The 19,920-nt window shown below is 63.6% G+C and carries 24 protein-coding genes; 6 read left to right on the top strand and 18 right to left on the bottom strand.

What is annotated here, in order from left to right:
• Positions 1-123: 123 nt before the first annotated feature.
• Positions 124-1,383, top strand: a complete 1,260-nt coding sequence (locus tag AC0L2Z_RS24100) for a ubiquinone biosynthesis hydroxylase (protein ID WP_473629508.1) — start codon at positions 124-126, stop codon at positions 1,381-1,383.
• Between the two features lie 42 nt (positions 1,384-1,425).
• On the opposite strand, the gene AC0L2Z_RS24095 is transcribed toward AC0L2Z_RS24100, so the two are convergent.
• From AC0L2Z_RS24095 to AC0L2Z_RS24085, 3 genes are all read right to left on the bottom strand, one after another.
• Positions 1,426-1,953, bottom strand: coding sequence for a hypothetical protein (locus tag AC0L2Z_RS24095; RefSeq protein WP_473629507.1), 528 nt, complete (start codon positions 1,951-1,953; stop codon positions 1,426-1,428).
• Positions 1,954-2,065: 112 nt separating this feature from the next.
• The gene (locus AC0L2Z_RS24090; protein WP_473629506.1) at positions 2,066-2,422 is read right to left on the bottom strand and encodes a YciI family protein; all 357 of its coding nucleotides are present in this window, start codon (positions 2,420-2,422) and stop codon (positions 2,066-2,068) included.
• A 3-nt stretch (positions 2,423-2,425) separates the two neighbouring features.
• Positions 2,426-2,638: a hypothetical protein gene (locus tag AC0L2Z_RS24085; RefSeq protein WP_473629505.1), complete on the bottom strand. Its 213-nt coding sequence runs from the start codon at positions 2,636-2,638 to the stop codon at positions 2,426-2,428.
• A 195-nt stretch (positions 2,639-2,833) separates the two neighbouring features.
• On the opposite strand from AC0L2Z_RS24085, the gene AC0L2Z_RS24080 reads away from it, so the two are divergent.
• Positions 2,834-3,259: an OsmC family protein gene (locus AC0L2Z_RS24080; protein WP_287222750.1), complete on the top strand. Its 426-nt coding sequence runs from the start codon at positions 2,834-2,836 to the stop codon at positions 3,257-3,259.
• Positions 3,260-3,544: 285 nt separating this feature from the next.
• Here AC0L2Z_RS24080 and AC0L2Z_RS24075 read toward each other — a convergent pair whose 3' ends face one another.
• The 6 genes from AC0L2Z_RS24075 to AC0L2Z_RS24050 all read right to left on the bottom strand — a co-directional run bounded on the left by AC0L2Z_RS24075 (position 3,545) and on the right by AC0L2Z_RS24050 (position 8,886).
• Positions 3,545-4,183, bottom strand: coding sequence for a YceH family protein (locus AC0L2Z_RS24075; RefSeq protein ID WP_473629504.1), 639 nt, complete (start codon positions 4,181-4,183; stop codon positions 3,545-3,547).
• A gap of 87 nt (positions 4,184-4,270) precedes the next feature.
• Positions 4,271-5,050, bottom strand: coding sequence for a succinate dehydrogenase iron-sulfur subunit (locus AC0L2Z_RS24070; RefSeq protein WP_023800578.1), 780 nt, complete (start codon positions 5,048-5,050; stop codon positions 4,271-4,273).
• A 382-nt stretch (positions 5,051-5,432) separates the two neighbouring features.
• Positions 5,433-7,271, bottom strand: a complete 1,839-nt coding sequence (sdhA, locus tag AC0L2Z_RS24065; RefSeq protein ID WP_091592471.1) for a succinate dehydrogenase flavoprotein subunit — start codon at positions 7,269-7,271, stop codon at positions 5,433-5,435.
• A gap of 4 nt (positions 7,272-7,275) precedes the next feature.
• Positions 7,276-7,650: a succinate dehydrogenase, hydrophobic membrane anchor protein gene (sdhD, locus tag AC0L2Z_RS24060; protein WP_268929907.1), complete on the bottom strand. Its 375-nt coding sequence runs from the start codon at positions 7,648-7,650 to the stop codon at positions 7,276-7,278.
• A gap of 23 nt (positions 7,651-7,673) precedes the next feature.
• Positions 7,674-8,093, bottom strand: coding sequence for a succinate dehydrogenase, cytochrome b556 subunit (gene sdhC / locus AC0L2Z_RS24055; protein ID WP_473629503.1), 420 nt, complete (start codon positions 8,091-8,093; stop codon positions 7,674-7,676).
• Positions 8,094-8,541: 448 nt separating this feature from the next.
• Positions 8,542-8,886, bottom strand: a complete 345-nt coding sequence (locus AC0L2Z_RS24050; protein WP_023800582.1) for a hypothetical protein — start codon at positions 8,884-8,886, stop codon at positions 8,542-8,544.
• 228 nt (positions 8,887-9,114) lie between these two features.
• Between AC0L2Z_RS24050 and AC0L2Z_RS24045 the strand changes: the two genes are divergently transcribed.
• Positions 9,115-9,486, top strand: a complete 372-nt coding sequence (locus AC0L2Z_RS24045; RefSeq protein ID WP_473629502.1) for a hypothetical protein — start codon at positions 9,115-9,117, stop codon at positions 9,484-9,486.
• Here the strand turns inward: AC0L2Z_RS24045 and AC0L2Z_RS24040 are convergent.
• Positions 9,470-10,690 (bottom strand): GGDEF domain-containing protein, encoded by a 1,221-nt coding sequence (locus AC0L2Z_RS24040; protein WP_473629501.1) that lies wholly within the window; start codon positions 10,688-10,690, stop codon positions 9,470-9,472. The two genes, AC0L2Z_RS24045 and AC0L2Z_RS24040, sit on opposite strands and share 17 nt — an antisense overlap.
• A gap of 76 nt (positions 10,691-10,766) precedes the next feature.
• Positions 10,767-10,988, bottom strand: coding sequence for a hypothetical protein (locus tag AC0L2Z_RS24035; protein ID WP_473629500.1), 222 nt, complete (start codon positions 10,986-10,988; stop codon positions 10,767-10,769).
• 65 nt (positions 10,989-11,053) lie between these two features.
• Here AC0L2Z_RS24035 and AC0L2Z_RS24030 point away from each other — a divergent pair, with 65 nt between their 5' ends.
• Positions 11,054-11,365, top strand: a complete 312-nt coding sequence (locus tag AC0L2Z_RS24030; protein WP_027153728.1) for a hypothetical protein — start codon at positions 11,054-11,056, stop codon at positions 11,363-11,365.
• 50 nt (positions 11,366-11,415) lie between these two features.
• On the opposite strand, the gene leuC is transcribed toward AC0L2Z_RS24030, so the two are convergent.
• The 5 genes from leuC to rplS all read right to left on the bottom strand — a co-directional run bounded on the left by leuC (position 11,416) and on the right by rplS (position 16,450).
• Positions 11,416-12,825: a 3-isopropylmalate dehydratase large subunit gene (gene leuC / locus AC0L2Z_RS24025; protein ID WP_091592223.1), complete on the bottom strand. Its 1,410-nt coding sequence runs from the start codon at positions 12,823-12,825 to the stop codon at positions 11,416-11,418.
• Between the two features lie 272 nt (positions 12,826-13,097).
• Complete coding sequence (locus AC0L2Z_RS24020; protein WP_287284731.1) at positions 13,098-13,733, bottom strand: class I SAM-dependent DNA methyltransferase; 636 nt, start codon at positions 13,731-13,733, stop codon at positions 13,098-13,100.
• A gap of 56 nt (positions 13,734-13,789) precedes the next feature.
• The gene (locus tag AC0L2Z_RS24015) at positions 13,790-14,605 is read right to left on the bottom strand and encodes an amino acid ABC transporter permease (protein WP_473629499.1); all 816 of its coding nucleotides are present in this window, start codon (positions 14,603-14,605) and stop codon (positions 13,790-13,792) included.
• Between the two features lie 250 nt (positions 14,606-14,855).
• Positions 14,856-15,653, bottom strand: coding sequence for a transporter substrate-binding domain-containing protein (locus tag AC0L2Z_RS24010; protein WP_473629498.1), 798 nt, complete (start codon positions 15,651-15,653; stop codon positions 14,856-14,858).
• 257 nt (positions 15,654-15,910) lie between these two features.
• A complete protein-coding gene (gene rplS, locus AC0L2Z_RS24005) occupies positions 15,911-16,450 on the bottom strand; it encodes a 50S ribosomal protein L19 (protein ID WP_023800592.1) in 540 nt (179 codons plus the stop codon).
• A 333-nt stretch (positions 16,451-16,783) separates the two neighbouring features.
• On the opposite strand from rplS, the gene AC0L2Z_RS24000 reads away from it, so the two are divergent.
• On the top strand, positions 16,784-17,536 hold the full coding sequence (locus AC0L2Z_RS24000; protein WP_473629497.1) for a sulfite exporter TauE/SafE family protein: 753 nt from the start codon (positions 16,784-16,786) through the stop codon (positions 17,534-17,536).
• On the opposite strand, the gene trmD is transcribed toward AC0L2Z_RS24000, so the two are convergent.
• Together trmD and rimM are read right to left on the bottom strand one after the other, a co-directional pair.
• Entirely contained in the window at positions 17,518-18,216 is a 699-nt protein-coding gene (gene trmD / locus AC0L2Z_RS23995) for a tRNA (guanosine(37)-N1)-methyltransferase TrmD (RefSeq protein ID WP_023800593.1), read from the bottom strand. The two genes, AC0L2Z_RS24000 and trmD, sit on opposite strands and share 19 nt — an antisense overlap.
• Positions 18,213-18,812, bottom strand: a complete 600-nt coding sequence (rimM, locus tag AC0L2Z_RS23990) for a ribosome maturation factor RimM (RefSeq protein WP_473629496.1) — start codon at positions 18,810-18,812, stop codon at positions 18,213-18,215. Before rimM ends, trmD begins: the two co-directional genes overlap by 4 nt.
• 132 nt (positions 18,813-18,944) lie before the next feature.
• On the opposite strand from rimM, the gene AC0L2Z_RS23985 reads away from it, so the two are divergent.
• Entirely contained in the window at positions 18,945-19,883 is a 939-nt protein-coding gene (locus AC0L2Z_RS23985) for a tyrosine recombinase XerC (protein WP_128187221.1), read from the top strand.
• Positions 19,884-19,920 lie beyond the last annotated feature (37 nt).

The following is a 19,920-nucleotide window of genomic DNA, read 5'->3' as shown; positions in this document are numbered from 1 at the left end:
CGCCTTAATTTCGATATTTCACTCGAAGCGAGCATCAGAAGCCGCAAAAGTGTTATGGCGGTTTCCGACAGGAATGACGGGCAGTCAAGGCCGGAAAGGAATTTGGCCGGAAAGGAATTTGCCATGCTCGACAAGGCGGATGCAAAAAACCGAACCGCGCTCGACATTCTGGTCGCCGGCGCCGGCTATGTCGGCCTTGCCGCCGCCGTATCGCTGAAACAGGCACGACCGAGCCTGGCCGTCGCTGTCGTCGACGCCGCGCCCGCCGGCATCTGGCAAAAGGACGGCCGCGCCTCGGCGATCGCCGCTGCCGCTTGCCGCATGCTCGACCAGCTCGGCGTCTGGGCCGAAATCGCCCCCGAGGCGCAGGCGATCACCGAGATGATCGTCACCGATTCGCGCACCTCCGATCCGCTGCGCCCGGTGTTTCTCACTTTCGATGGCGAGGTCGCGCCCGGCGAAGCGTTTGCGCATATGGTCGCCAACAGGGATTTGAACGGCGCCCTGCGCCGGCGCGCTGAAACACTCGGCATCGACATCATCGAAGGCGTCGCCGTCAGTGCCTTCGACGTCAACGGCGCCGGCATCACCGTGCATCTTGCCGACGGCGCGACGCTGAAGGCGCGGCTGCTGATCGCCGCCGACGGCGTCAACTCGAAGCTGCGCGACATGGCCGGCATCAAGACGGTGAAATGGGACTACGGCCAGTCCGGCATCGTCTGCACCGTCGCGCATGAACGGCCGCATAATGGCCGCGCCGAAGAGCATTTTCTGCCAGCCGGCCCGTTCGCCACGCTGCCGCTCAAGCCGGACAAGGACGGCACCCACCGCTCGTCGATCGTCTGGGTCGAGCGGTCGGAAGACGCCGAAAAACTGGTCGACGGCGACGACCTCGTCTTCGAGCACGAGCTGGAACAGCGGTTTGGACTGAAGCTCGGCGAAATTCGCGTCGCCGACAGGCCACGTGCCTGGCCGCTCGGCCTGACCATCGCCCGCGATTTCGTCGCGCCGCGCATTGCGCTCGCCGGCGACGCCGCCCACGGCATCCACCCGATCGCCGGCCAGGGCCTCAATCTCGGTTTCAAGGATGTGGCGGCGTTGGCCGAAGTGGTGGTCGAGGCCGACCGGCTCGGCCAGGATGTCGGTGCGCTCGACGTGCTCGAACGCTACCAGCAGTGGCGGCGCTTCGACACGCTGCAGATGGGCATCACCACCGATGTCCTGAACCGGCTGTTTTCCAACGACATCGGCCCGTTGCGCGCCGTCCGCGACATCGGCCTCGGTCTCGTCGAACGCATGCCGCGGCTGAAGGATTTCTTCATCCGCCAGGCGTCCGGTCTGTCCGGCGACACGCCGAAACTGCTCAAAGGCGAGGCGATCTGAACCCGACTGACGGGCCGGCATCACCTGAATATCAGCACACCCTTAGTTGACCTCGAAGCCGAGCTTCTGGCGCAGCCGCAGTATCCTCTGGTCGGATATTTTTAGGGGTTGCTCACCAGCCTGCGCCGCGCGGTTCACCATCTGCAGCAAATCGTTTCGCTCAGTCACATCGAGACGTTCGCGCAGGAACGGCGCCAGTTTGTCGATGACGATCGTGGCATCGTCGATCTGGGACGCCGCCCATTTGGCGTAGACCACGGCCTCATCGGTCTTCTTGTCGTCTGCAATCTCCGAAATCACCGACCGAATCACGGCTTCGCGCTGCGGCAGGACAGGGCCGTTCTCGGAAATGATTGCGGTGATCAGCGTCGCGGCCGCCACGACCGGATCGTCGATCGCCGTCAGCGGTGAGAGCGCCGCCTGCTTGCGCAACCTCTTGCGCCGAATGTTGCCTTGCACCCGCCCGACGACGTCCGCGACCTCGCGCGCCGCATCGTTCATGGCCTTCATCCGATACCACCAGAACGCCGCCGCTCCCAACAGCCCAATTGCAGCAATCAGTATATGCATGCCCGAAATCCCCCAACCGCAGCGACGATAGGAGAAGTGCTGTCTCGCTTCAACACGCAAAAGTTGCGCCCGCCGAAGAAATCGATTCCGCCGGACGCAACCGGAATTATGTTCAAGATCCCGGCACGTTGTAGATCGCCCTGACCTCGATGGTGCCGATTTCGGCCAGCGGAATCCCGCCGGCAATCCCCAGCGCCTCGTCGATATCCCCCGCCTCGATCATGACGAAGCCGAGCAATTGCTCCTTGGTCTCGGCGAAGGGACCATCGGTGATCAGCCGCTTGCCCTTGCGCCGGCGCACGGTTTTCGAGGTTTTTACCGACTGCAGCGCCTGCGCGATGATCAGCCGGCCGCTTTGCTCCACCGATTTGTCATAGGCCAGCGAGTCGGCGTCGAGCCTGGCCAGTCTCTCCGGGCTCATCGCGTAAAGGTCTTTTTCCTCACCATAAACCAGGCAAACATATTTCATCTCTCATCTTCCTTGTTGGGACGAACTGTTGGCGACCAAGGTCCCAGCCGGGCTTTTGACCGCCGCATGATCGAGAAGGGATACCGCAACCCCTATCATGGCGACCGCAGCAAGCAGTCGACCGAAACCGGAAGGTTGCCGATCCAACCGGTCAGGTTCCTGTTCAGCCGCCTTTCGGCCGGTGTCACCCCAGTGAGCAGAAAACAGATTATTCATGGTGTCCTCCATTCGGCCACGAAACCCGTGGCCGCCCGCAGGACGGCCGAGGCAGATGGAAGTCGACATTTTTGCACGCGGATTTTTTTTACGCGTCGCCATTGGCGCGAAAGCACGGGTGGCCTTAGTGCCCGCGCGCGCTATAGTCGACCAGACGCCGATCACGGCTCAGCCACCACAATCAAGGAGGACTTCATGGACCGCACCGCAAACGCCGTCTGGAAAGGCAATCTGAAAGAGGGCAACGGCACGCTCGACACGCAGAGCGCGGCCCTGAAAGGCACGCCGTACTCGTTCAAGGCGCGGTTCGAGGACGAAAGCGGCAAGGCCGGCACCAATCCGGAGGAACTCATCGCCGCCGCGCATGCCGGCTGCTACGCCATGCAGTTCTCTCACTTCCTGGCCGAGAACGGCACCCCCGCCACCGAACTCGACGCCAAGGCGGTGGTGACGCTGGTCCCTGGCACGGGGATCACCGGCAGCGCGCTCACGGTGGTCGGCAAGGTGCCGGGCATCGATGCGGCGAAGTTCCAGGAGCTGGCCGAGAAGGCCAAGGCCGAATGCCCGGTCTCGAAGGCGCTCGGCGCCATAAAGGTTTCGCTCGACGCCAAGCTCGGCTGAGAGCGCCTTCACATATGACCAATTCCAGCCGGTGTAGGAAGCCATCATTGTTGAAGCCGGCTCCGCCCCTCATTGCCCTGCCGGGCATTTCTCCCCGTATAATGACGGGGAGAAAGAAGCTGGCCGCAGCTACGGCACCCTTCTTGCAACGCTGATAATTGCCGAAACGGCCGATGAGCATCCCTCTCCCCGTCACTATACGGGGAGAGGTCGCCGGCAGGCGGGTGAGGGGCAACGAACAAGATACCTAGAGAGGGCGCTCCCCTCCAACGCCTCAAAAGGTCATCAGCGTCCGTCGCCGGTCAGCGCGTCGATGCGTGCGCGCAGCTGTGCGACCTCTTCCTCGAGAGCCTGCACGCGCGCTTCGAGATCCGAGGCCGGCGAAGGCGCTTGCAAGGGCGCTACGGCAGCCGACAGCTGCACCGGCCCGCCCAGGAGATGCACATAGCGGTCCTCACGCTGGCCGGGACCACGATCGATCTGCTGAACGAGCGGCGGCTTGCGGCCGATCAACAGGTCGAGATTGCTGCGAAGCTCGTCGATGGAGGGCAACCGCGCCATGCGCTCGCTGCGCGCCAGCAATTCATAGGCGGTCTGCGGACCGCGCAGCAACAGCAGCCCAAGCAGCGTAATCTGCGCCGAGGTCAGCGAAAAGCGCTGCGCGACGACATGCTCGTAGCGCTCGACGCGCGAGGCAAAGACCTGCCTGACGAGCCCCTTGTGCTCGAGTTGGCCAAGCGCTCGTCTCACCTCGACAAGCTCGACCGACATCACCGGCTCGCGCGCCGTCTTCTGGTTGGCGGCGGCAAGTGCCGCATTGAGCGTCAGCGGGTAGATGTCGGGCGTCAGTTCCTTCTTTTCGATCAGGCAACCGAGCACGCGCGCTTCGACGGGAGAGAGGATGGGGAGTTCGGTATCGGTCATGGGTCGGCTTCCTTTGAAGTCGGCGGGACAGCGCCGGCGCGAAGGATCACTACCGACGAAATGATCCCTGCAGCAACCCGTCCGAAGCTAAACCCTTCTCTCCACCATCATCTTCTTGATCTCGGCGATCGCCTTGGCCGGGTTCAGCCCCTTGGGACAGGTCTGGGCGCAGTTCATGATGGTGTGGCAGCGATAGAGCCGGAACGGGTCTTCGAGATTGTCGAGCCGTTCGCCCTTGGCCTCGTCCCGGGAATCGATCAGCCAGCGATAGGCCTGCAGCAGCGTCGCCGGACCGAGATAGCGGTCGCCGTTCCACCAGTAGCTCGGGCATGAGGTCGAGCAGCAGGCGCACAAGATGCATTCATAGAGCCCGTCGAGCTTTTCGCGGTCCTCATGGCTCTGCAGCCATTCCTTGGCCGGTTCGGGCGACACCGTCTTCAGCCACGGCTCGATCGAGGCGTGCTGGGCGTAGAAATTGGTGAGGTCTGGCACCAGGTCCTTGACCACCGGCATATGCGGCAGCGGGTAGACCTTGATCGCGCCGGAAATGTCGTCGCAGCCCTTGGTGCAGGCCAGCGTGTTGGAACCGTCGATATTCATGGCGCAGGAGCCGCAAATGCCCTCGCGGCAGGAGCGGCGCAGCGTCAGCGTCGGGTCGATCTTGTTCTTGATGTAGAGCAGCGCGTCGAGCACCATCGGCCCGCAATCGTCCATGTCGACGAAATAAGTGTCCATGCGCGGGTTCTCGTCATCGTCCGGCGACCAGCGGTAGATGCGGTACTCCCGCAGATTGGTCGCACCTTCCGGCTTCGGCCAGGTTTTCCCGGCCTTGATCTTCGAGTTCTTGGGAAGCGTCAGTTCGACCATTACCTCAGGTCCTTTCGGATCGGCGTGCCGGAATATGCTGCGACCGCCAATGCCACCCTATTTCTCCGCGTGAACATAGCGGGAATTTACGAATCCCGTGCAACTGCCGTATACGCGCACTTCCACGGCTTTCTCTATAATTTGCCTTCTCGCGGCACGGGCTGGCAAATCCCCGTCTCCTACCACGCACCTAACTGGCCCATTGCCTTTCTCGAACCAAAATCTGTTTGACGACTGCGCGCTGGATGCGTCCCTCCAAACCGGGATGTCGTTAAACATCTTTGAGAATCTGCCTGCGTTATCATAAAGATAGACAGTGTCAGCTGACGTCGTGCAACCACCGGCAACAATCGAAAGCATCGGGACGGCTAAGTATTTCACCTCAATACACCCTGGCCTTGGGCGCGATCTTGGCCAGGTTGATGCCGCCGTCGGCTTCCCTAAGCAGCGGCTCGGTGTGCACCGGCCGATAGCTGAGCGACACCTCGCCGGCCTCGCTGAGCCGGGACAGCGTGTGCTTGCGCCAGTTCGCGTCGTCGCGCGCCGAAAAATCCTCCCGCGCATGTGCGCCACGGCTCTCCTTGCGCGCCTCGGCGGCGTAGACCGTGGTGATGGCGTTGGCCATCAGGTTTTCCAGTTCCAGCGTCTCGACCAGGTCGGAGTTCCAGATCATCGAGCGGTCGAACACTTTTACGTCCTTGAGCTCGCCCCAGATCTGCGAAATGCGCTTGCAGCCGCTTTGCAGCGATTCCTGGGTGCGGAACACCGCCGCATCGTCCTGCATCGCCTTCTGCATCTTTTCGCGCAAAACCGCCGTCGGCGTCGAGCCGTTGGCGTGGCGCAGCCGGTCGAAGCGGTCCATGATCCTGTCGACCGAGGCTTCGTTGGGCGACGGGATCGCCGCGTTGCGGTCGATCACCTGGCCGGCCCGGATCGCCGCCGCGCGGCCGAACACCACCAGATCGATCAGCGAGTTGGAGCCCAGCCGGTTGGCGCCGTGGACGGAGGCGCAGCCGGCTTCGCCGACCGCCATCAGCCCGGGCGACACCTGGTCCGGGTTCAAGGCGGTGGGGTTGAGCACCTCGCCCCAGTAATTGGTCGGCACGCCGCCCATATTGTAGTGGACCGTCGGCAGCACCGGGATCGGCTCCTTGGTCAGGTCGACGCCAGCAAAGATCTTTGCCGACTCCGAAATACCCGGAAGTCGCTCGTGCAAAACGGCCGGATCGAGGTGGTCGAGGTGGAGGAAAATATGGTCCTTGTTCTTGCCGACGCCGCGTCCCTCGCGAATCTCCAGCGTCATGCAGCGCGAGACCACGTCACGCGAGGCAAGGTCCTTGGCCGACGGCGCATAGCGCTCCATGAAGCGCTCGCCTTCTGAATTGACGAGATAGCCGCCTTCGCCGCGCGCGCCCTCGGTGATCAGGCAGCCGGCGCCGTAGATGCCGGTCGGGTGGAACTGCACGAATTCCATGTCCTGCAGCGGCAGCCCGGCCCGCGCCGCCATGCCGCCGCCGTCGCCGGTGCAGGTGTGCGCCGAGGTCGCCGAGAAATAGGCGCGGCCATAGCCGCCGGTCGCCAGCACCACCATTTTTGCCGAAAAACGGTGGATGGTGCCGTCGTCAAGATTCCAGGCGACGACGCCGGTGCAGGTGCCGTCCGGCTCCATGATCAGGTCTAGCGCGAAATACTCGATGAAGAACTGCGCGTTGTTCTTCAGCGACTGGCCGTAGAGCGTGTGCAGGATGGCGTGGCCGGTGCGGTCGGCGGCCGCACAGGTGCGCTGCACCGGCGGGCCGTCGCCGAAATTCATCATGTGGCCGCCGAACGGCCGCTGGTAGATCTTGCCCTCTTCGGTGCGCGAGAACGGCACGCCGTAGTGTTCGAGCTCGTAGACGGCGGCGGGTGCTTCGCGCACCAGATATTCCATGGCGTCGACGTCGCCGAGCCAGTCCGATCCTTTCACGGTGTCGTACATGTGCCACTGCCAGGAATCGGGCCCCATGTTGGACAGCGAGGCGGCGATACCGCCCTGAGCGGCGACAGTGTGCGACCGCGTCGGGAAAACCTTGGTGATGCAGGCGGTGCGCAGGCCCTGTTCGGCCATGCCGAGCGTGGCGCGCAGGCCGGCGCCGCCGGCGCCGACCACAACCACGTCGAATTTGTGGTCGACATAGCTGTAGGCGGACGCCGTGTTGGCGTTGTTCGCGTCCTTGGCCAAAATTTCAGCCTCCAAATGCCAGTTTGAGCAGGGCGAAGATCGAGGCGACGCCGACCACTACGGGAAAGAATGTGTTGAGGGCGAGCAGCGCCAGCCTCATGCCCTCGCCATGCACATAATCCTCGATGATCGCCTGCATGCCGAGCCGCATATGGTAGAGCCCGGACAACAGCACCAGGGCCAGGACCAGCGCCACGAACGGGTTGGCAAGTGCGGCGCGCACTTGCGCATAGCCGGCGCCGTTCAGCGCGATCAGAAAGCCGACGAAGAACAGGATCAGCGGAATGTTGGCGATCGCCGTCAGGCGCTGGCGCCAGAAATGCTCGGTGCCCTCGCGGGCGGAGCCGAGGCCGCGGACCTTGGCCAGCGGCGTGCGCATGTCGGTGTTGTGGTGGCTCACGATCAGGCTCCCCGCGCCATGTAGCCGGCGATCCAGATCAGCAGCGTCAGTACGACCGAGCCGGCCAGCGTCGCCCAGGCGACCCTGGAGGCGGTGTCCTTTTCAAGACCGGCCCCGGTGTCCCAGATCAGATGGCGCACGCCGCCCAGCATGTGGTGCATCAGCGCCCAGGTATAGAACAACAGCACCAGCCGCCCCAGCCACGAGCCGAAGGCCCAGTTGACGGCATCGAAGGTGGATTGCGAGCTCGCCGCCGCCATCAGCCACAGCGCGACCAGCAGCGTGCCGAAATAGAGCGCCCCGCCGGTGATGCGATGGATGATCGACATCATCATCGTGATCGGCGGTCGATAGACGGTCAGATGCGGCGAAAGCGGCCGTTCACGTCTGGCAAATTCGCGGGTGGCTGGTGATTTGCTCATGGCTCCCCCAGTTCGGCGTCTCTGGAGCCCCAGGTGGAAATGCGGCATTACCGCTTCCGGTTGCGACTTTGGACAGCCCGGTTTCTAATGCTCTTTTTGCACCGCGTCAAAGCCGGAAAATCGTTTCGAAAACCTAATTTAGTCTGACAAAAGGCGGTGTTTGGCTTCAATCGATTAGGGCGCGACCCAAAGCCGGCGCAATGTTCGCTGCGGTGCGGTATGTGGTTTCGATCCTACGGCTTGGGGCATGTTGAGATTCAGGTCAGGCCGTGGCGAAAACAGTGGTTCCGAGAACGGAACGGAGCGTACTTTTGGGTACGTGAGTACCGGCCTCCGCCGGCCGTAGCCTTAACTGCCGCTACCGCTCATGAGTGCTTCGGCCGGCGGAGGCCGGAAGCGCAGGAAACCACTGTTTGCAGACCGGCCTCACCTGAATATCGGCATGCCCCTAGCGCTTGCAGGTCAGCGGCGTCCTCCCGCCCTTCATCACCAGCGCGTCGCGCCCGTCGATCACGATTGCGTCATGCGCCGCGCCAAAGCGGCTGTTTTGATTGGCTGGCGAGGCCGGCAGGTCCTCGCTGGCGCCGTCCGGGCCAAGCACCCGCACCGAAGTGCCGAGATTTTCGATGGTGATCCTGGCGCCGTCGGCGCAAGTATAGGTCGCGGTGCGCGGCTGCGGTGAATCGGCGAGCGGATTTCCGGCCTTCGGCGCATTGGTCTGAGACACGCAGGCAATTGTGGTCAGCAATGGACAAAGGGCCAGCGTCACCCGAAACGTCCGGCCTAACGCCATATGCTGCCTCCCTGCGCGTCAATCCAGCCGCGATGCTTTGCCAAGATCACCGATGTCGCGCTCGGCGCCGGCCGCGATGGTGGCGGCAAGCATGGCCGAAAGATGGCCGCGGATATTAACCATGTTTGCCGAGACCTGGCGTCCAACAGGGCTGGCCTCTTAACAATGGTTAAGAAAAGGTTAATTTGTGATTCGAGCAAGACTCGGCCTCTGACAAATGGGGACGCCATGCGTTCGAATTCAGGCAGATCGCGCCTTCCGGCGCCCGTCTCGATGGCCGTCCTGGTGGCGGTGGCCATCGGCTTCGCATTCGCAGCGCCGGCACGCGCCGGGACGCGTGACCGCGTCTATGCCGATTCGTTCGGCAATCTCGTCATCGAGAGCGCCGCCGGCTACAAGCGCATCCTCGTTGGCGAGGGCGAATTGGCCAAGGAAATGTCGGATTACGTCGGCGCCGGCCGGCCCAAAATCGTCTATCAAGACGAACTGGACGATGTCAGCAGCCGCGACTGCTACAGGCCGCCGGTTTTCGTCAAGGGCCGCAGCTATATGTACGGGCTTTCCGACGGCGAGATGCCGGAGCTTAGCCCCTGCCGCTGATCTTCGGCCCGGCATTGGCGACAGCCGGCTGCCGGGCGGCGATTGATCCTATCGAGATCCGCACGCAATTGCGTCCGCCGCCCTTCGCTTGATAGAGCGCTTCGTCGGCGCGCCGCAGCAGGTCGGAAAAATTCTCAGTCGGGTGGAGCTCGGCAACGCCGAAGCTGGCGGTGCAACGATGGTTCGCCGGCAGACAGTCGATCGGCAACGCCCCGAAAGCGCTGCGCGTGCCTTCGGCGAAGAGCCGCGCGGCGGCGAGGTTGGTTCCCGGCAGGATGATGGCGAATTCCTCACCACCGATGCGGCCGGCGACGTGATGCTCGGCGGCCGCATCACGCAGTAAGCCGGCAAAGGCCTCGTTGACCCTGTCGCCGGATGCATGGCCGAAACTGTCGTTGATGCTCTTGAAATGATCGAGGTCTGCGATGACCAGGGCGACCGGAATACCCTTGCGCGCGGCGTCACGCATCGCGAGCTCGGCATGACGTTCGAAGCCGCCGCGGTTGAGCAGCCTTGATAGCGTGTCCGTCTCCGACTTCGACGTCGCCTCGGCGAGCACGTCACGGACCAGAATGACCAGAATAAGAAGCGCGATTGCCATGCCGAACACGGTGCCAAGCGATTGCGACACCAGAGCGTAGTTGCTCTGCAGATAGGCCTGCGGATTGACGCCCCAGCCACCCAATGCATGGGCGATGAACGGCTTGCTCACGAATTGCAGGACGCTGGCCGCCAGAACGGCCATCAGCGCATGGTCGAGCCAGTCGCGTCTTTGCCTGGACGACCAGACTATGCCGACGCCGACCACCTGCATGGCGGCATAGGGAAGCTGGTAGGCCATCATACGGGCAAGCGACTGGCGCGGCAAATCCTCCACAAAATACACGACCGCGGTGGCCGCATACAGGAAGACGAGCATCGGCAGCCAAGACGGCGCCATGCCGTATTTACGCGCAAGCCCGCCATTGAAGGCGATGGTGGCGCCAAGGAAAACCGCGAAGCCCGCGACGACCGCGGGTCGCGCATTGTCGAAGAGTGGAATGCTGAACTCGATGGCGAAGTAGGCCATCCCGAGCAGATATCCGAAGACCAGCCAGCGAGCCGACGCGCGCGCCACATCATAAAACGAGATGATCATGAAGGCAGCCGCCAGTAGGCCGGCGACGAGCAGGTTGATTGCAAGAATGAACTCTGCGCCGCCCATGTGGTTCTATCACTCCCAGCGACAGCAAATCACGAACGGGCGAAAAAGACGTTAACGTGGCCCCAGGCGCAGATGATCAGCCGGCTTTGAGCGGTTCCACTACGAGCACCGTTTCCGACCGTTCATAGGCAGGCCATTCATCAGATAGCCGCACGCTGTCGCGGCCGTTCCTTTTGGCCCTGTAAAGCGCCTCGTTGGCGCGGCGCATCAGCGGCTCCAGCCCTTCCTCGCCGGTTCGGGCCGCCACCCCGAAGCTCGCGTTTACTTCTTGTGCCGGGCGAAAGCCCATCGACGCCATGAAGCTGCTGCACGGAACTTGAAACCGCGGCCGGCGTTTTCCGGCAGCAACCAGGAGACACTTTCATGGCCGATACGATCATGCTGACCGACCACGAGGCAATTCGCTCATGGGCCGCGGCGCGCGCTGGATTTCCGGCAATCGTCGACGTGTCGCCCGAAACAGGTACGCAAGCTATGCTGAGGCTGGTCTTCGGCCAGCATGCCTATCAGGACCTGGATGAGGCCGAACGCCCGGTCAACGCGGGCGGCTACGAACTGGTCGAATGGGACGAATGGTTCAAGCTGTTCGACGAACGGCAGCTGGCCCTGGTGGTCGCCGCGGAGCAACCCGGCCGGCGTGAGCAATTCCATGAGATCGTGAGGCGCCCGGGGTGAAGAAAACCCGAACCGCATCGCGGTTCGGGTTCTGGCAACTCGTCAGCGGGTTATTTCCACTCGCGGATGTCGACGAAATGGCCGGCGATCGCCGCCGCCGCCGCCATCGCCGGCGACACCAGATGGGTGCGGCCCTTAAAACCCTGGCGGCCCTCGAAATTGCGGTTCGAGGTCGAGGCGCAGCGCTCATGCGGCTTCAGCCGGTCGTCGTTCATGGCAAGGCACATCGAGCAGCCCGGCTCGCGCCAGTCGAAGCCAGCGGCGACAAAGATCTTGTCGAGACCTTCGGCCTCCGCCTGCTCCTTGACCAGACCGGAGCCCGGCACGATCATCGCATCGACGTGAGGGCTGACTTTCTTGCCCTCGACCACCTTGGCGACAGCGCGGAGGTCCTCGATGCGGCCGTTGGTGCAGGAGCCGATGAAGACGCGGTCGAGCGCGATATCGGTGATCTTGGTGCCTGGGGTCAGGCCCATATAGTCGAGCGCGCGCTGCTTGGACGTACGCTTGTTCTCATCGGTGATATCGTCGGGGTTCGGCACGATACCCTGGACCGAGACGACGTCCTCGGGCGAGGAGCCCCAGGAGACGATCGGCGGCAGTTTCGCGGCGTCGAGCACGACCACCTTGTCGAAATGCGCGCCCTCGTCGGACTGCAGCGTCTTCCAGTAGGCGAGCGCGGCGTCCCATGCCTCGCCCTTCGGCGCGCGCGGCTTGTCCTTGACATAGGCGAAGGTCGTCTCGTCAGGCGCGATCAGGCCGGCCCGGGCACCGCCCTCGATCGACATGTTGCAGATGGTCATGCGGCCTTCCATGGACAGCGCGCGGATCGCTTCGCCGGCATATTCGATGACGTAGCCGGTGCCGCCGGCAGTGCCGATCTCGCCGATGATCGCCAAAATAATGTCCTTGGCGGTGACGCCTTCCGGCAGCACGCCGTCGACTCGCACCAGCATGTTCCTGGCCTTGCGCTGGATCAGTGTCTGCGTGGCCAGCACATGCTCGACTTCCGACGTGCCTATGCCGTGCGCCAATGCGCCGAAAGCACCATGCGTCGAGGTGTGGCTGTCGCCGCAGACGATGGTCATGCCAGGCAGCGTAAAACCCTGCTCCGGACCGATGATGTGGACGATGCCCTGGCGGATATCCTTCTCGGAATAGTATTCGACGCCAAAATCCTTGGCGTTCCGGGCCAGCGCCTCGACCTGGATGCGGCTTTCCTCGTTCTTGATGCCGAACTTGCGCTCGGGCGAGGTGGACACATTGTGATCGACCACAGCCAGCGTCTTTTCCGGATGGCGGACCTTTCTGCCGGTCATGCGCAGGCCTTCGAAAGCTTGCGGGCTGGTCACTTCATGGACGAGGTGACGGTCGATATAGAGCAGGCAGGTGCCGTCGTCCTGGCGGTCGACGACATGGTCGTCGAATATCTTGTCGTAGAGGGTGCGCGGTGCGCTCATGTGCGTAAATCCGTCGATATGAAAATGGGAAGCGACTAGCGCCGGCTAGCCGGCAAACACGGCCTAGCCCGGATATCTCAGCGAAGTCGGCTGGTCAGAGCGCCGGAAACGCGCGCCGAGAACCGCGACGGCAGGCGTTTTCTGTCCTGCAGCACGAACCCCTTGTAAGCCGGATCGCCAAAAAGCTGTTCCATGGCGTGGCTCATACCAATGTTTTGGCTTTTCGGCAATCGCGGCGGCGTTCGCAGAACCTGGGTTCTGCAAACCGGTATTCAAACCACCTCGAACACAAATGTCTTCACCAGCGCCTCAGGTTCGGCGATCGCATAGCAGCGGAACCACGGGCTTTCTTCGACCGGCCGCCATTTTTTCGCCTGCTCCAGTTCGTCGAACGTCGCCTGGAACCCGCCGCTCGCAAAAACCTGGTCGCGAACGGTGAAGATGGCGTGGCCGCCCTTCCTGGTGATGCGCACCAGTTCATGCAGGCCGGAGGCCGGTGCATGGCTGATGGTGAACACGCCGGTCGAGAAGAAGGCGCGGAAATGCCCATCCGGCCAAGGCAGCGGATCGCCGAGCATCGCCTGTTTCAGCTCGCTGTAAGCCTGCCGGCTGCCGGCGATTTTCAGCATTTCAGCCGACAGGTCGAGCCCGGCGATGTCCTCATAGCCCAGCGCCTTGAGCGACGGTCCCGACAGGCCGGTGCCGCAGCCGGCGTCGAGCAGCGGCCCCTCGCCTGACGGCACATGGCGCGCCACCCAGGCGGCGACCAGGAACGGCAGGAGGTAGCCGAGCGCGGCGGTTTCGCTGTCATAGGTCGCAGCCCAGGCGGCGTAGGCCTTGGCAAGCGCTTCCGGCGTGTCGGCCGTATACACCGCATCCAGCGCCGCATTGGCTTTGTCGACGATCACTGCTTTCTCCGGACACAGGACATATGCCGCATGGTAGCGCCGTCCTCGCCTGCCGCCTATCGCTCATCTTGGCGGCGCAACCGCTTCTCCAGCGCCCGCAGGGCCAGCGACAGGCCGACCGTCAGGATGAGATAGATATAGGCGACGATCGAATAGGTCTCGAAGAAGCGGAACGAGCCGGCTGCATAGATCTTGCCCATCTGGGTGATGTCGGCGACGCCGAGCACCGAGACCAGCGAGGAATCCTTGACCATGGCGACGAAATCATTGCCGAGCGGCGGCAGGATGGTGCGGATCGCCTGCGGAAAGACGATCAGCCGAAAACGCTGGGTGCGCGTCAGCCCCAGCGCCTTCGCGGCCTCGATCTGGCCCTTCTCGACCGCCTCGATGCCGGCGCGGAAGACCTCCGAGATGAAGGCCGAGTAGCCGATGGTCAGCGCCATGATGGCGCGCCATAGCAACGATACGTCGCGTATCATTAGCTCGCCGAACAGGCCGGCGCTCTGCAGCGGCGCCGTCAGCGCGTTCCATCCCGCGACCAAGGCCGGCGCGCCGGCGAAGGCGATCCAGAACAACAGCACCAGCATTGGCACGCCGCGAATGATCTCGACATAGAAGCGAGCGATCTGGCGCAGCCAGCGCGACCCCGACAGGCCCATCAGCGCAATGCCGAGCCCGATCGCCGAGGCCAGCGCGAAGGCGACCATTGTGACGAACACGGTGATGCCGATGCCCTTGGCAACGGTTGCGAAAACCTGGGCATAGAGGTCGCTTGCGGCGATGAAGATAGCCGCTGCCAAGGCGAGCGCCGCGGCCACGGCGAGCCACCAGGGGAAGTCGGACTTGGCGGTTGAAGATGCGGGCGTTGCCATCAGGGCGCGCCGACGAACCAATGTCGCGCCAGGCCACCCCCCTCTGGCCTGCCGGCCATCTCCCCCTCAAGGGGGGAGATCGGCAGCCTTGACGTCGCCGCCCATTCTGCAACGCTGAAAATTGGCGAAAGCCGATGCGAAAGCCAATCTCCCCCCTTGAGGGGGAGATGTCCGGCAGGACAGAGAGGGGTGCACGGGCACAGAGTCAGCGCGAGTTCCTGCGCGTCCCGCAACGTCCGCGACAAAAGTCCTACTGCCCCATCTTGTAATCAAGGAACCATTTCTTGTTGAGCGCATCGAGCGTGCCGTCGGCCTTCAGCGCGGCGATGGCCGCATTGACCGGTTTCACCAGATCCGAGCCTTTCGGAAAAATAAAGCCGAAATCCTCGGTGCCGAGTGGTCCGCCGATCAGCTTCAGCCCGCCATTGGACGCCTCGACATAGCCCTTGCCGGCAGTGCCGTCGGTCAGCACGACATCGACGTCGCCGGTCTTCAGCGCCTGCACCGTGGCGCCGAACGTCTCGAACAGTTTTATGCGCGGGTTCTGCTCATTGCCGTCGAGGACGCTGTAGACAGTGGTGTAGAACGGCGTGGTGCCGGCTTGCGCGCCGATCAGCCCGTCCTTGAAGGCGCCGAGCGTCTTGGCGTCGGTGAAGCGCTTCTCGTCGCCGCGCACCAGCATGAACTGTTCCGAGCGCATATAGGGGTCGGAGAAATCGACCTTCTGCTTGCGATCGTCCTTGATGGTGATGCCGGTCATGCCGATGTTGTACTGGTTGTCGGAAACTGCCTGGATCATCGCGTCCCAAGAGGTGTTCTGGTATTCGACCTGGAAATTCAGCCGCTTGGCGATCTCGTTCATCGCGTCATATTCCCAGCCTATCTGCTTGCCGGTCTTGGCGTCGATGAACTGCAGCGGCGGATAGGCGTTTTCCGTCACCACCACCACCTTCTTGCCGCCGAGATCGGGCAGCGCCTGCGCCAGGCCGGCGACGGGCGCAAGTACCAGAGCCAACAGGCCGGCCAACATCAGTTTCGATTTGATCATGGTACACCCCGAGCATTTGAACGGCCTCGACATTGTCGAGGCTTGCAGGAAATCCGGCGCCGACTTTAGCTTTCCGCAGGCGCCTTGCAAGCCGGCTTGATGCGGCTTCGCGCGAAAATGGATTCCATGCTTTCAACGGCATTACGGAACGATCCGTTTCGATTGCGCACCGGCGGCCCGGCAAAATCGAAACCCATTCCGCGAGGCAAAAAAGGCGGCCGAAGCCGCCTTTCCGAAACATGGTTTTTGAATTCGCCTTATTCGGCGGCAGCGGCTTCCTCGGCCTTGGCGGCCTCGTCGGCGGCCTTCTTCTCGGCGGCTTCCTGCGCGGCCTTCTCGGCGGCCAGCGCCTGGGCGGCTGCCACCTTCTCGGCCTCGATGCGGGCCTTCTCGGCGTTCAGCGCATCGCGCTCCTCATCGTTCAGCTTGCGGGCGCGCACGCCGGTGTTTTCCGAAATGCGGGCCGACTTGCCGCGACGATCGCGCAGGTAATAGAGCTTGGCGCGGCGCACCTTGCCGCGGCGCACGATCTCGACGCCCTCGACCATCGGCGAAAAGACTGGGAACACGCGCTCCACGCCTTCGCCGTAGGAAATCTTGCGAACGGTGAAATTCTCCTGGAAACCGGCGCCGGCGCGGGCGATGACGACGCCCTCATAGGCCTGGACGCGGGTGCGGGTGCCTTCGGTCACGCGGACCTGGACGCGTACGGTGTCGCCGGGCTGGAATTCGGGAAGCTTGCGCTTGGCTTCGATCTTGGCGGCCTGTTCGGCCTCGAGCTGACGGAGGATATCCATCTCTACAAATCCACTTCTTGTTCTTCCGACAGTCAGAGCGTCCGACACTCGCCTTGCAGTTCCATTGACCGCTCGGCTATGCCCTTTGTTCGAGAACATCTGGGTTCGAGAACATCGGGCAGGGACGACTACACCGTCATTGTTGACGGGTCCGGCAGATTTTCTCCCGGTTCGGCGCGCACATACAGCTATTTCGACGCTTTGTCACGCCTTTGCCGCGTTCTTTTTTGGTCGTTGGTCAACGTCGCAATCTTCCGGCACAGGGGTTGCGTTGAAGGCCCAAGCTTTTTAAGTCGGGCAGAACGTGACTTTCCTCCGGCGGCAACACCCTCCATGCCAGTTCTCGATGCGGCCCTGCTCTTTTTCGCGGGCTTTCTCTCAGGTGCCGTCAACGCCATAGCCGGCGGCGGGACATTCATAACCTTCGGCGCCATGTCGCTGGTCGGCTTGCCGCCGATCGTCGCCAACGCCACCTCGTCGCTGACGCAATTTCCCGGCTACATCACCTCGACGCTCGCCTACTGGTCCGACATCAAGCATTTCTGGCGCACCGCGTTGCTGCTCGGCCTTATCTCGGCTTTTGGCGCGCTGGCCGGTGCGCTCATCCTTCTGGCGCTCGACAATCCGTCGTTCCGCGTCCTGGTGCCCTGGCTGCTGCTCGCGGCAACCGCGCTGTTCGCCGCTGGGCCGTGGCTGAAGCCGGCGCCCAAGCCGGGCCGTCAGGCCGCGGTGGGTTCGCTGGTCGGTTCCCTGGCGCAGTTCGCCACCGCCGTCTATGGCGGCTTCTTCGGCGCCGGCATGGGCGTCATGATGCTGGCGACGCTCGGCCTCACCCAGGCCGGCGACTATCACCGCCTCAACGCGCTGAAGAACCTGCTGGCCGTGGTCATCGCGGCAGTAGCCATCCTGGTCTTCGTCTCCGGCGACCTCATCGCCTGGCGGCAGGCGATCGTCATGATACCGGGCGGCGCGCTGGGCGGCTATGCCGGCGTCTGGATCGCCAAGCGCGTGCCGCAAATTGCCGTGCGTGGCTTCGTCGTCGGGGTCGGCGTGTTTCTTACCTTCTATTACTTCACCAGGGGCTGAGCGGCTAACAGGTCCGGCCGCCGCTCTTTCGTCAATCTTTCCGATTCGGCGCGCCGCCACGCGGCGATCTTCTGATGATTGCCCGAGGTGAGAACCTCGGGGATTTGCCGGCCCTCGAATTCCTGCGGACGCGTGTAGTGCGGATGTTCGAGCAGGCCGTTTTCAAAGCTCTCTTCATCGCCCGACACCGTATTGCCCATCACGCCGGGCAACAGCCGCACCACGGCGTCGAGCAGCACCAGCGCTGCCGGCTCGCCGCCGGAGAGGATGAAGTCGCCGACCGAGACCTCCTCCAGCCCCCGCGCGTCAATCACCCGCTGGTCGACGCCTTCGAAGCGTCCGCAGACGATCACCGCGCCCGGCCCCGCGGCCAGTTCGCGCACACGCACCTGCGTCAGCGGTTTTCCACGCGGGCTCATCAGCAGCCGTGGCCGTGGATCGCCCGGTGGCGAGCTATGGTCGATCGCCTTGGCCAGAACGTCGGCGCGCATCACCATGCCGGCGCCGCCGCCGGCCGGCGTGTCGTCGACGGTGCGATGGCGATCGGTGGCGAAATCGCGGATCTGGATTGCTTCCAGCGACCATGTGCCGGCCTCCAGCGCCCGGCCGGCCAGCGACACGCCGAGTGCACCGGGAAACATTTCGGGATAGAGCGTCAGCACCGAGGCGGAAAAACTCACCGGTTGCCCCCGGCGTCCTTCGGCCCGCGCGGCCTGCCCTTCGGGTCGAAACCATCGCTGCCGGGAGCATCGCTGTCTTCGTCATCGATCAAGCCCGCCGCCGTCGGATCGATGCGGACGTAGCCGTCCTTGATCGACACGTCAGGAACGGCAGCCTGCGTGAACGGGATCAGCACGCCTTTGCGCCCCGCCAATGTCACGTCGAGAATATCGCCGCCGCCGAAATTATGCACGGCGACGACCTTGCCGATGTCGGCACCGGTATCGTCGCGGACCGTTAGACCGACGAGATCGGCATGATAGAACTCGTCCTCTTCGCCGTCGTCCGGCAGCATCGAGCGGTCGACGAATAATTCCGTGCCGGCGAGCGCCTCGGCAGCGTTTCGGTCGCTGATACCTTTGAAGCGCACCACCACGACGTTATTGGTCGGCCTGATGTCGACGATCTGGAAGGCGCGGCCGTCCCTGGCATAGAGCGGCCCGTAGTCGGCCAGCGCCAGCGGATCGCCGGTGAAGGTTTTCACGCGCAATTCGCCCTTGATGCCATGGGCGGCGCCGATCACGGCCATCTGGACAGGGTTTTGCGGTTTGGTCATTGGTGGAAAAATCCTTTGCCTTGCTCTAGCTCCACGCTCTTGTCATTTCAATGACGCGGCTCTTCACCGCTTCCTAACCCGGCTGCCGGAAGATCGCCCGGAAATGGAAGAGCGGCATATCGGAAGAGCGCAATGCAGGAATTCCTCATCCCGGCCAAGCCAGACCTTCAGGCGGCCCGCGAAAGCTGGCTCAAGATGCTGGCGCGCGAGCGCCGGCTGTCGCCGGAAACCGTGGAAGCCTATGAGCGCGACACGCGCCAGTTCCTGCACTTCCTGACCGGCCATTGCGGCGGCTCGCCCGGCATCTCGGATATAGCCGATCTGCGCCCGGCCGATCTGCGCGGCTTTCTGGCTGCCCGCCGTGCCGGAGGCGCCGGCGCCCGCACGCTCGGGCGGGGGCTCGCCGGCATCCGCTCGCTGCTGCGCTTTCTGGAGCGGCGCGGCCTCGTCAATGCGGCGGGTGCTGCGGCACTGCGCGCGCCGCGGCAGCCGAAGTCGCTACCCAAGCCGCTGACGGCAAGCGATGCGAAACACGTCGTTTCGGTGGAAGGCCAGCTGGCGGAGCAACCGTGGATCGCCGCCCGCAACGCCGCCGTGCTGACGCTGCTCTACGGCTCGGGCCTGCGCATTTCCGAGGCGCTCGGCCTGTCCGGCGGCGATCTGTCGTCGCCTGATGAAACGGTGCTGCGCGTCACCGGCAAGGGCGGCAAGACGCGGCTGGTGCCGGTGCTGCCGATCGCGCTGCGGGCGATCGCCCAATACCGCCGGCTCTGCCCCTATCATCTCGATCCGAAGGGTCTGCTGTTTCGCGGCGCCCGCGGCGGCCCGCTCAACCCGGCCATCGTCCAGCGCGACATGGCCAAGCTGCGCTCGGCGCTCAATCTGCCGGACACCGCCACGCCGCATGCGTTGCGCCATTCCTTCGCCACACATCTGCTTGGGCGCGGCGGCGACCTGCGCACCATCCAGGAACTTTTGGGCCACGCCAGCCTGTCGACGACGCAGATCTATACCGGCGTCGACACCGCGAGGCTGCTCGAAATCTATGAAGCGGCCCACCCGCGGGCGTAGCCGACGCATGATTTCGCAAGTTGCAGCCAGGGTATGC

It is taken from the genome of Mesorhizobium sp. WSM4850 (assembly GCF_055811735.1).
This window is presented reverse-complemented; position numbering and strand designations above follow the sequence as displayed.

What these genes read in the sequence shown, in the direction of transcription:
- AC0L2Z_RS24090 (WP_473629506.1), bottom strand. Translation starts at nt 2,422, where the DNA reads ATGAAATATGTTTGCCTGGTTTATGGTGAGGAAAAAGACCTTTACGCG.
- leuC (WP_091592223.1), bottom strand. Translation starts at nt 12,825, where the DNA reads ATGAGCGCACCGCGCACCCTCTACGACAAGATATTCGACGACCATGTC.
- AC0L2Z_RS24050 (WP_023800582.1), bottom strand. Translation starts at nt 8,886, where the DNA reads ATGGCGTTAGGCCGGACGTTTCGGGTGACGCTGGCCCTTTGTCCATTG.
- AC0L2Z_RS24070 (WP_023800578.1), bottom strand. Translation starts at nt 5,050, where the DNA reads ATGGTCGAACTGACGCTTCCCAAGAACTCGAAGATCAAGGCCGGGAAA.
- AC0L2Z_RS24100 (WP_473629508.1), top strand. Translation starts at nt 124, where the DNA reads ATGCTCGACAAGGCGGATGCAAAAAACCGAACCGCGCTCGACATTCTG.
- AC0L2Z_RS24000 (WP_473629497.1), top strand. Translation starts at nt 16,784, where the DNA reads ATGCCAGTTCTCGATGCGGCCCTGCTCTTTTTCGCGGGCTTTCTCTCA.
- AC0L2Z_RS23985 (WP_128187221.1), top strand. Translation starts at nt 18,945, where the DNA reads ATGCAGGAATTCCTCATCCCGGCCAAGCCAGACCTTCAGGCGGCCCGC.
- sdhC (WP_473629503.1), bottom strand. Translation starts at nt 8,093, where the DNA reads ATGAGCAAATCACCAGCCACCCGCGAATTTGCCAGACGTGAACGGCCG.
- AC0L2Z_RS24015 (WP_473629499.1), bottom strand. Translation starts at nt 14,605, where the DNA reads ATGGCAACGCCCGCATCTTCAACCGCCAAGTCCGACTTCCCCTGGTGG.
- AC0L2Z_RS24010 (WP_473629498.1), bottom strand. Translation starts at nt 15,653, where the DNA reads ATGATCAAATCGAAACTGATGTTGGCCGGCCTGTTGGCTCTGGTACTT.
- AC0L2Z_RS24045 (WP_473629502.1), top strand. Translation starts at nt 9,115, where the DNA reads ATGCGTTCGAATTCAGGCAGATCGCGCCTTCCGGCGCCCGTCTCGATG.
- rimM (WP_473629496.1), bottom strand. Translation starts at nt 18,812, where the DNA reads ATGACCAAACCGCAAAACCCTGTCCAGATGGCCGTGATCGGCGCCGCC.
- AC0L2Z_RS24095 (WP_473629507.1), bottom strand. Translation starts at nt 1,953, where the DNA reads ATGCATATACTGATTGCTGCAATTGGGCTGTTGGGAGCGGCGGCGTTC.
- sdhD (WP_268929907.1), bottom strand. Translation starts at nt 7,650, where the DNA reads ATGCGCACGCCGCTGGCCAAGGTCCGCGGCCTCGGCTCCGCCCGCGAG.
- AC0L2Z_RS24035 (WP_473629500.1), bottom strand. Translation starts at nt 10,988, where the DNA reads ATGGCGTCGATGGGCTTTCGCCCGGCACAAGAAGTAAACGCGAGCTTC.
- AC0L2Z_RS24075 (WP_473629504.1), bottom strand. Translation starts at nt 4,183, where the DNA reads ATGACCGATACCGAACTCCCCATCCTCTCTCCCGTCGAAGCGCGCGTG.
- rplS (WP_023800592.1), bottom strand. Translation starts at nt 16,450, where the DNA reads ATGGATATCCTCCGTCAGCTCGAGGCCGAACAGGCCGCCAAGATCGAA.
- AC0L2Z_RS24085 (WP_473629505.1), bottom strand. Translation starts at nt 2,638, where the DNA reads ATGAATAATCTGTTTTCTGCTCACTGGGGTGACACCGGCCGAAAGGCG.
- AC0L2Z_RS24080 (WP_287222750.1), top strand. Translation starts at nt 2,834, where the DNA reads ATGGACCGCACCGCAAACGCCGTCTGGAAAGGCAATCTGAAAGAGGGC.
- AC0L2Z_RS24040 (WP_473629501.1), bottom strand. Translation starts at nt 10,690, where the DNA reads ATGGGCGGCGCAGAGTTCATTCTTGCAATCAACCTGCTCGTCGCCGGC.
- AC0L2Z_RS24030 (WP_027153728.1), top strand. Translation starts at nt 11,054, where the DNA reads ATGGCCGATACGATCATGCTGACCGACCACGAGGCAATTCGCTCATGG.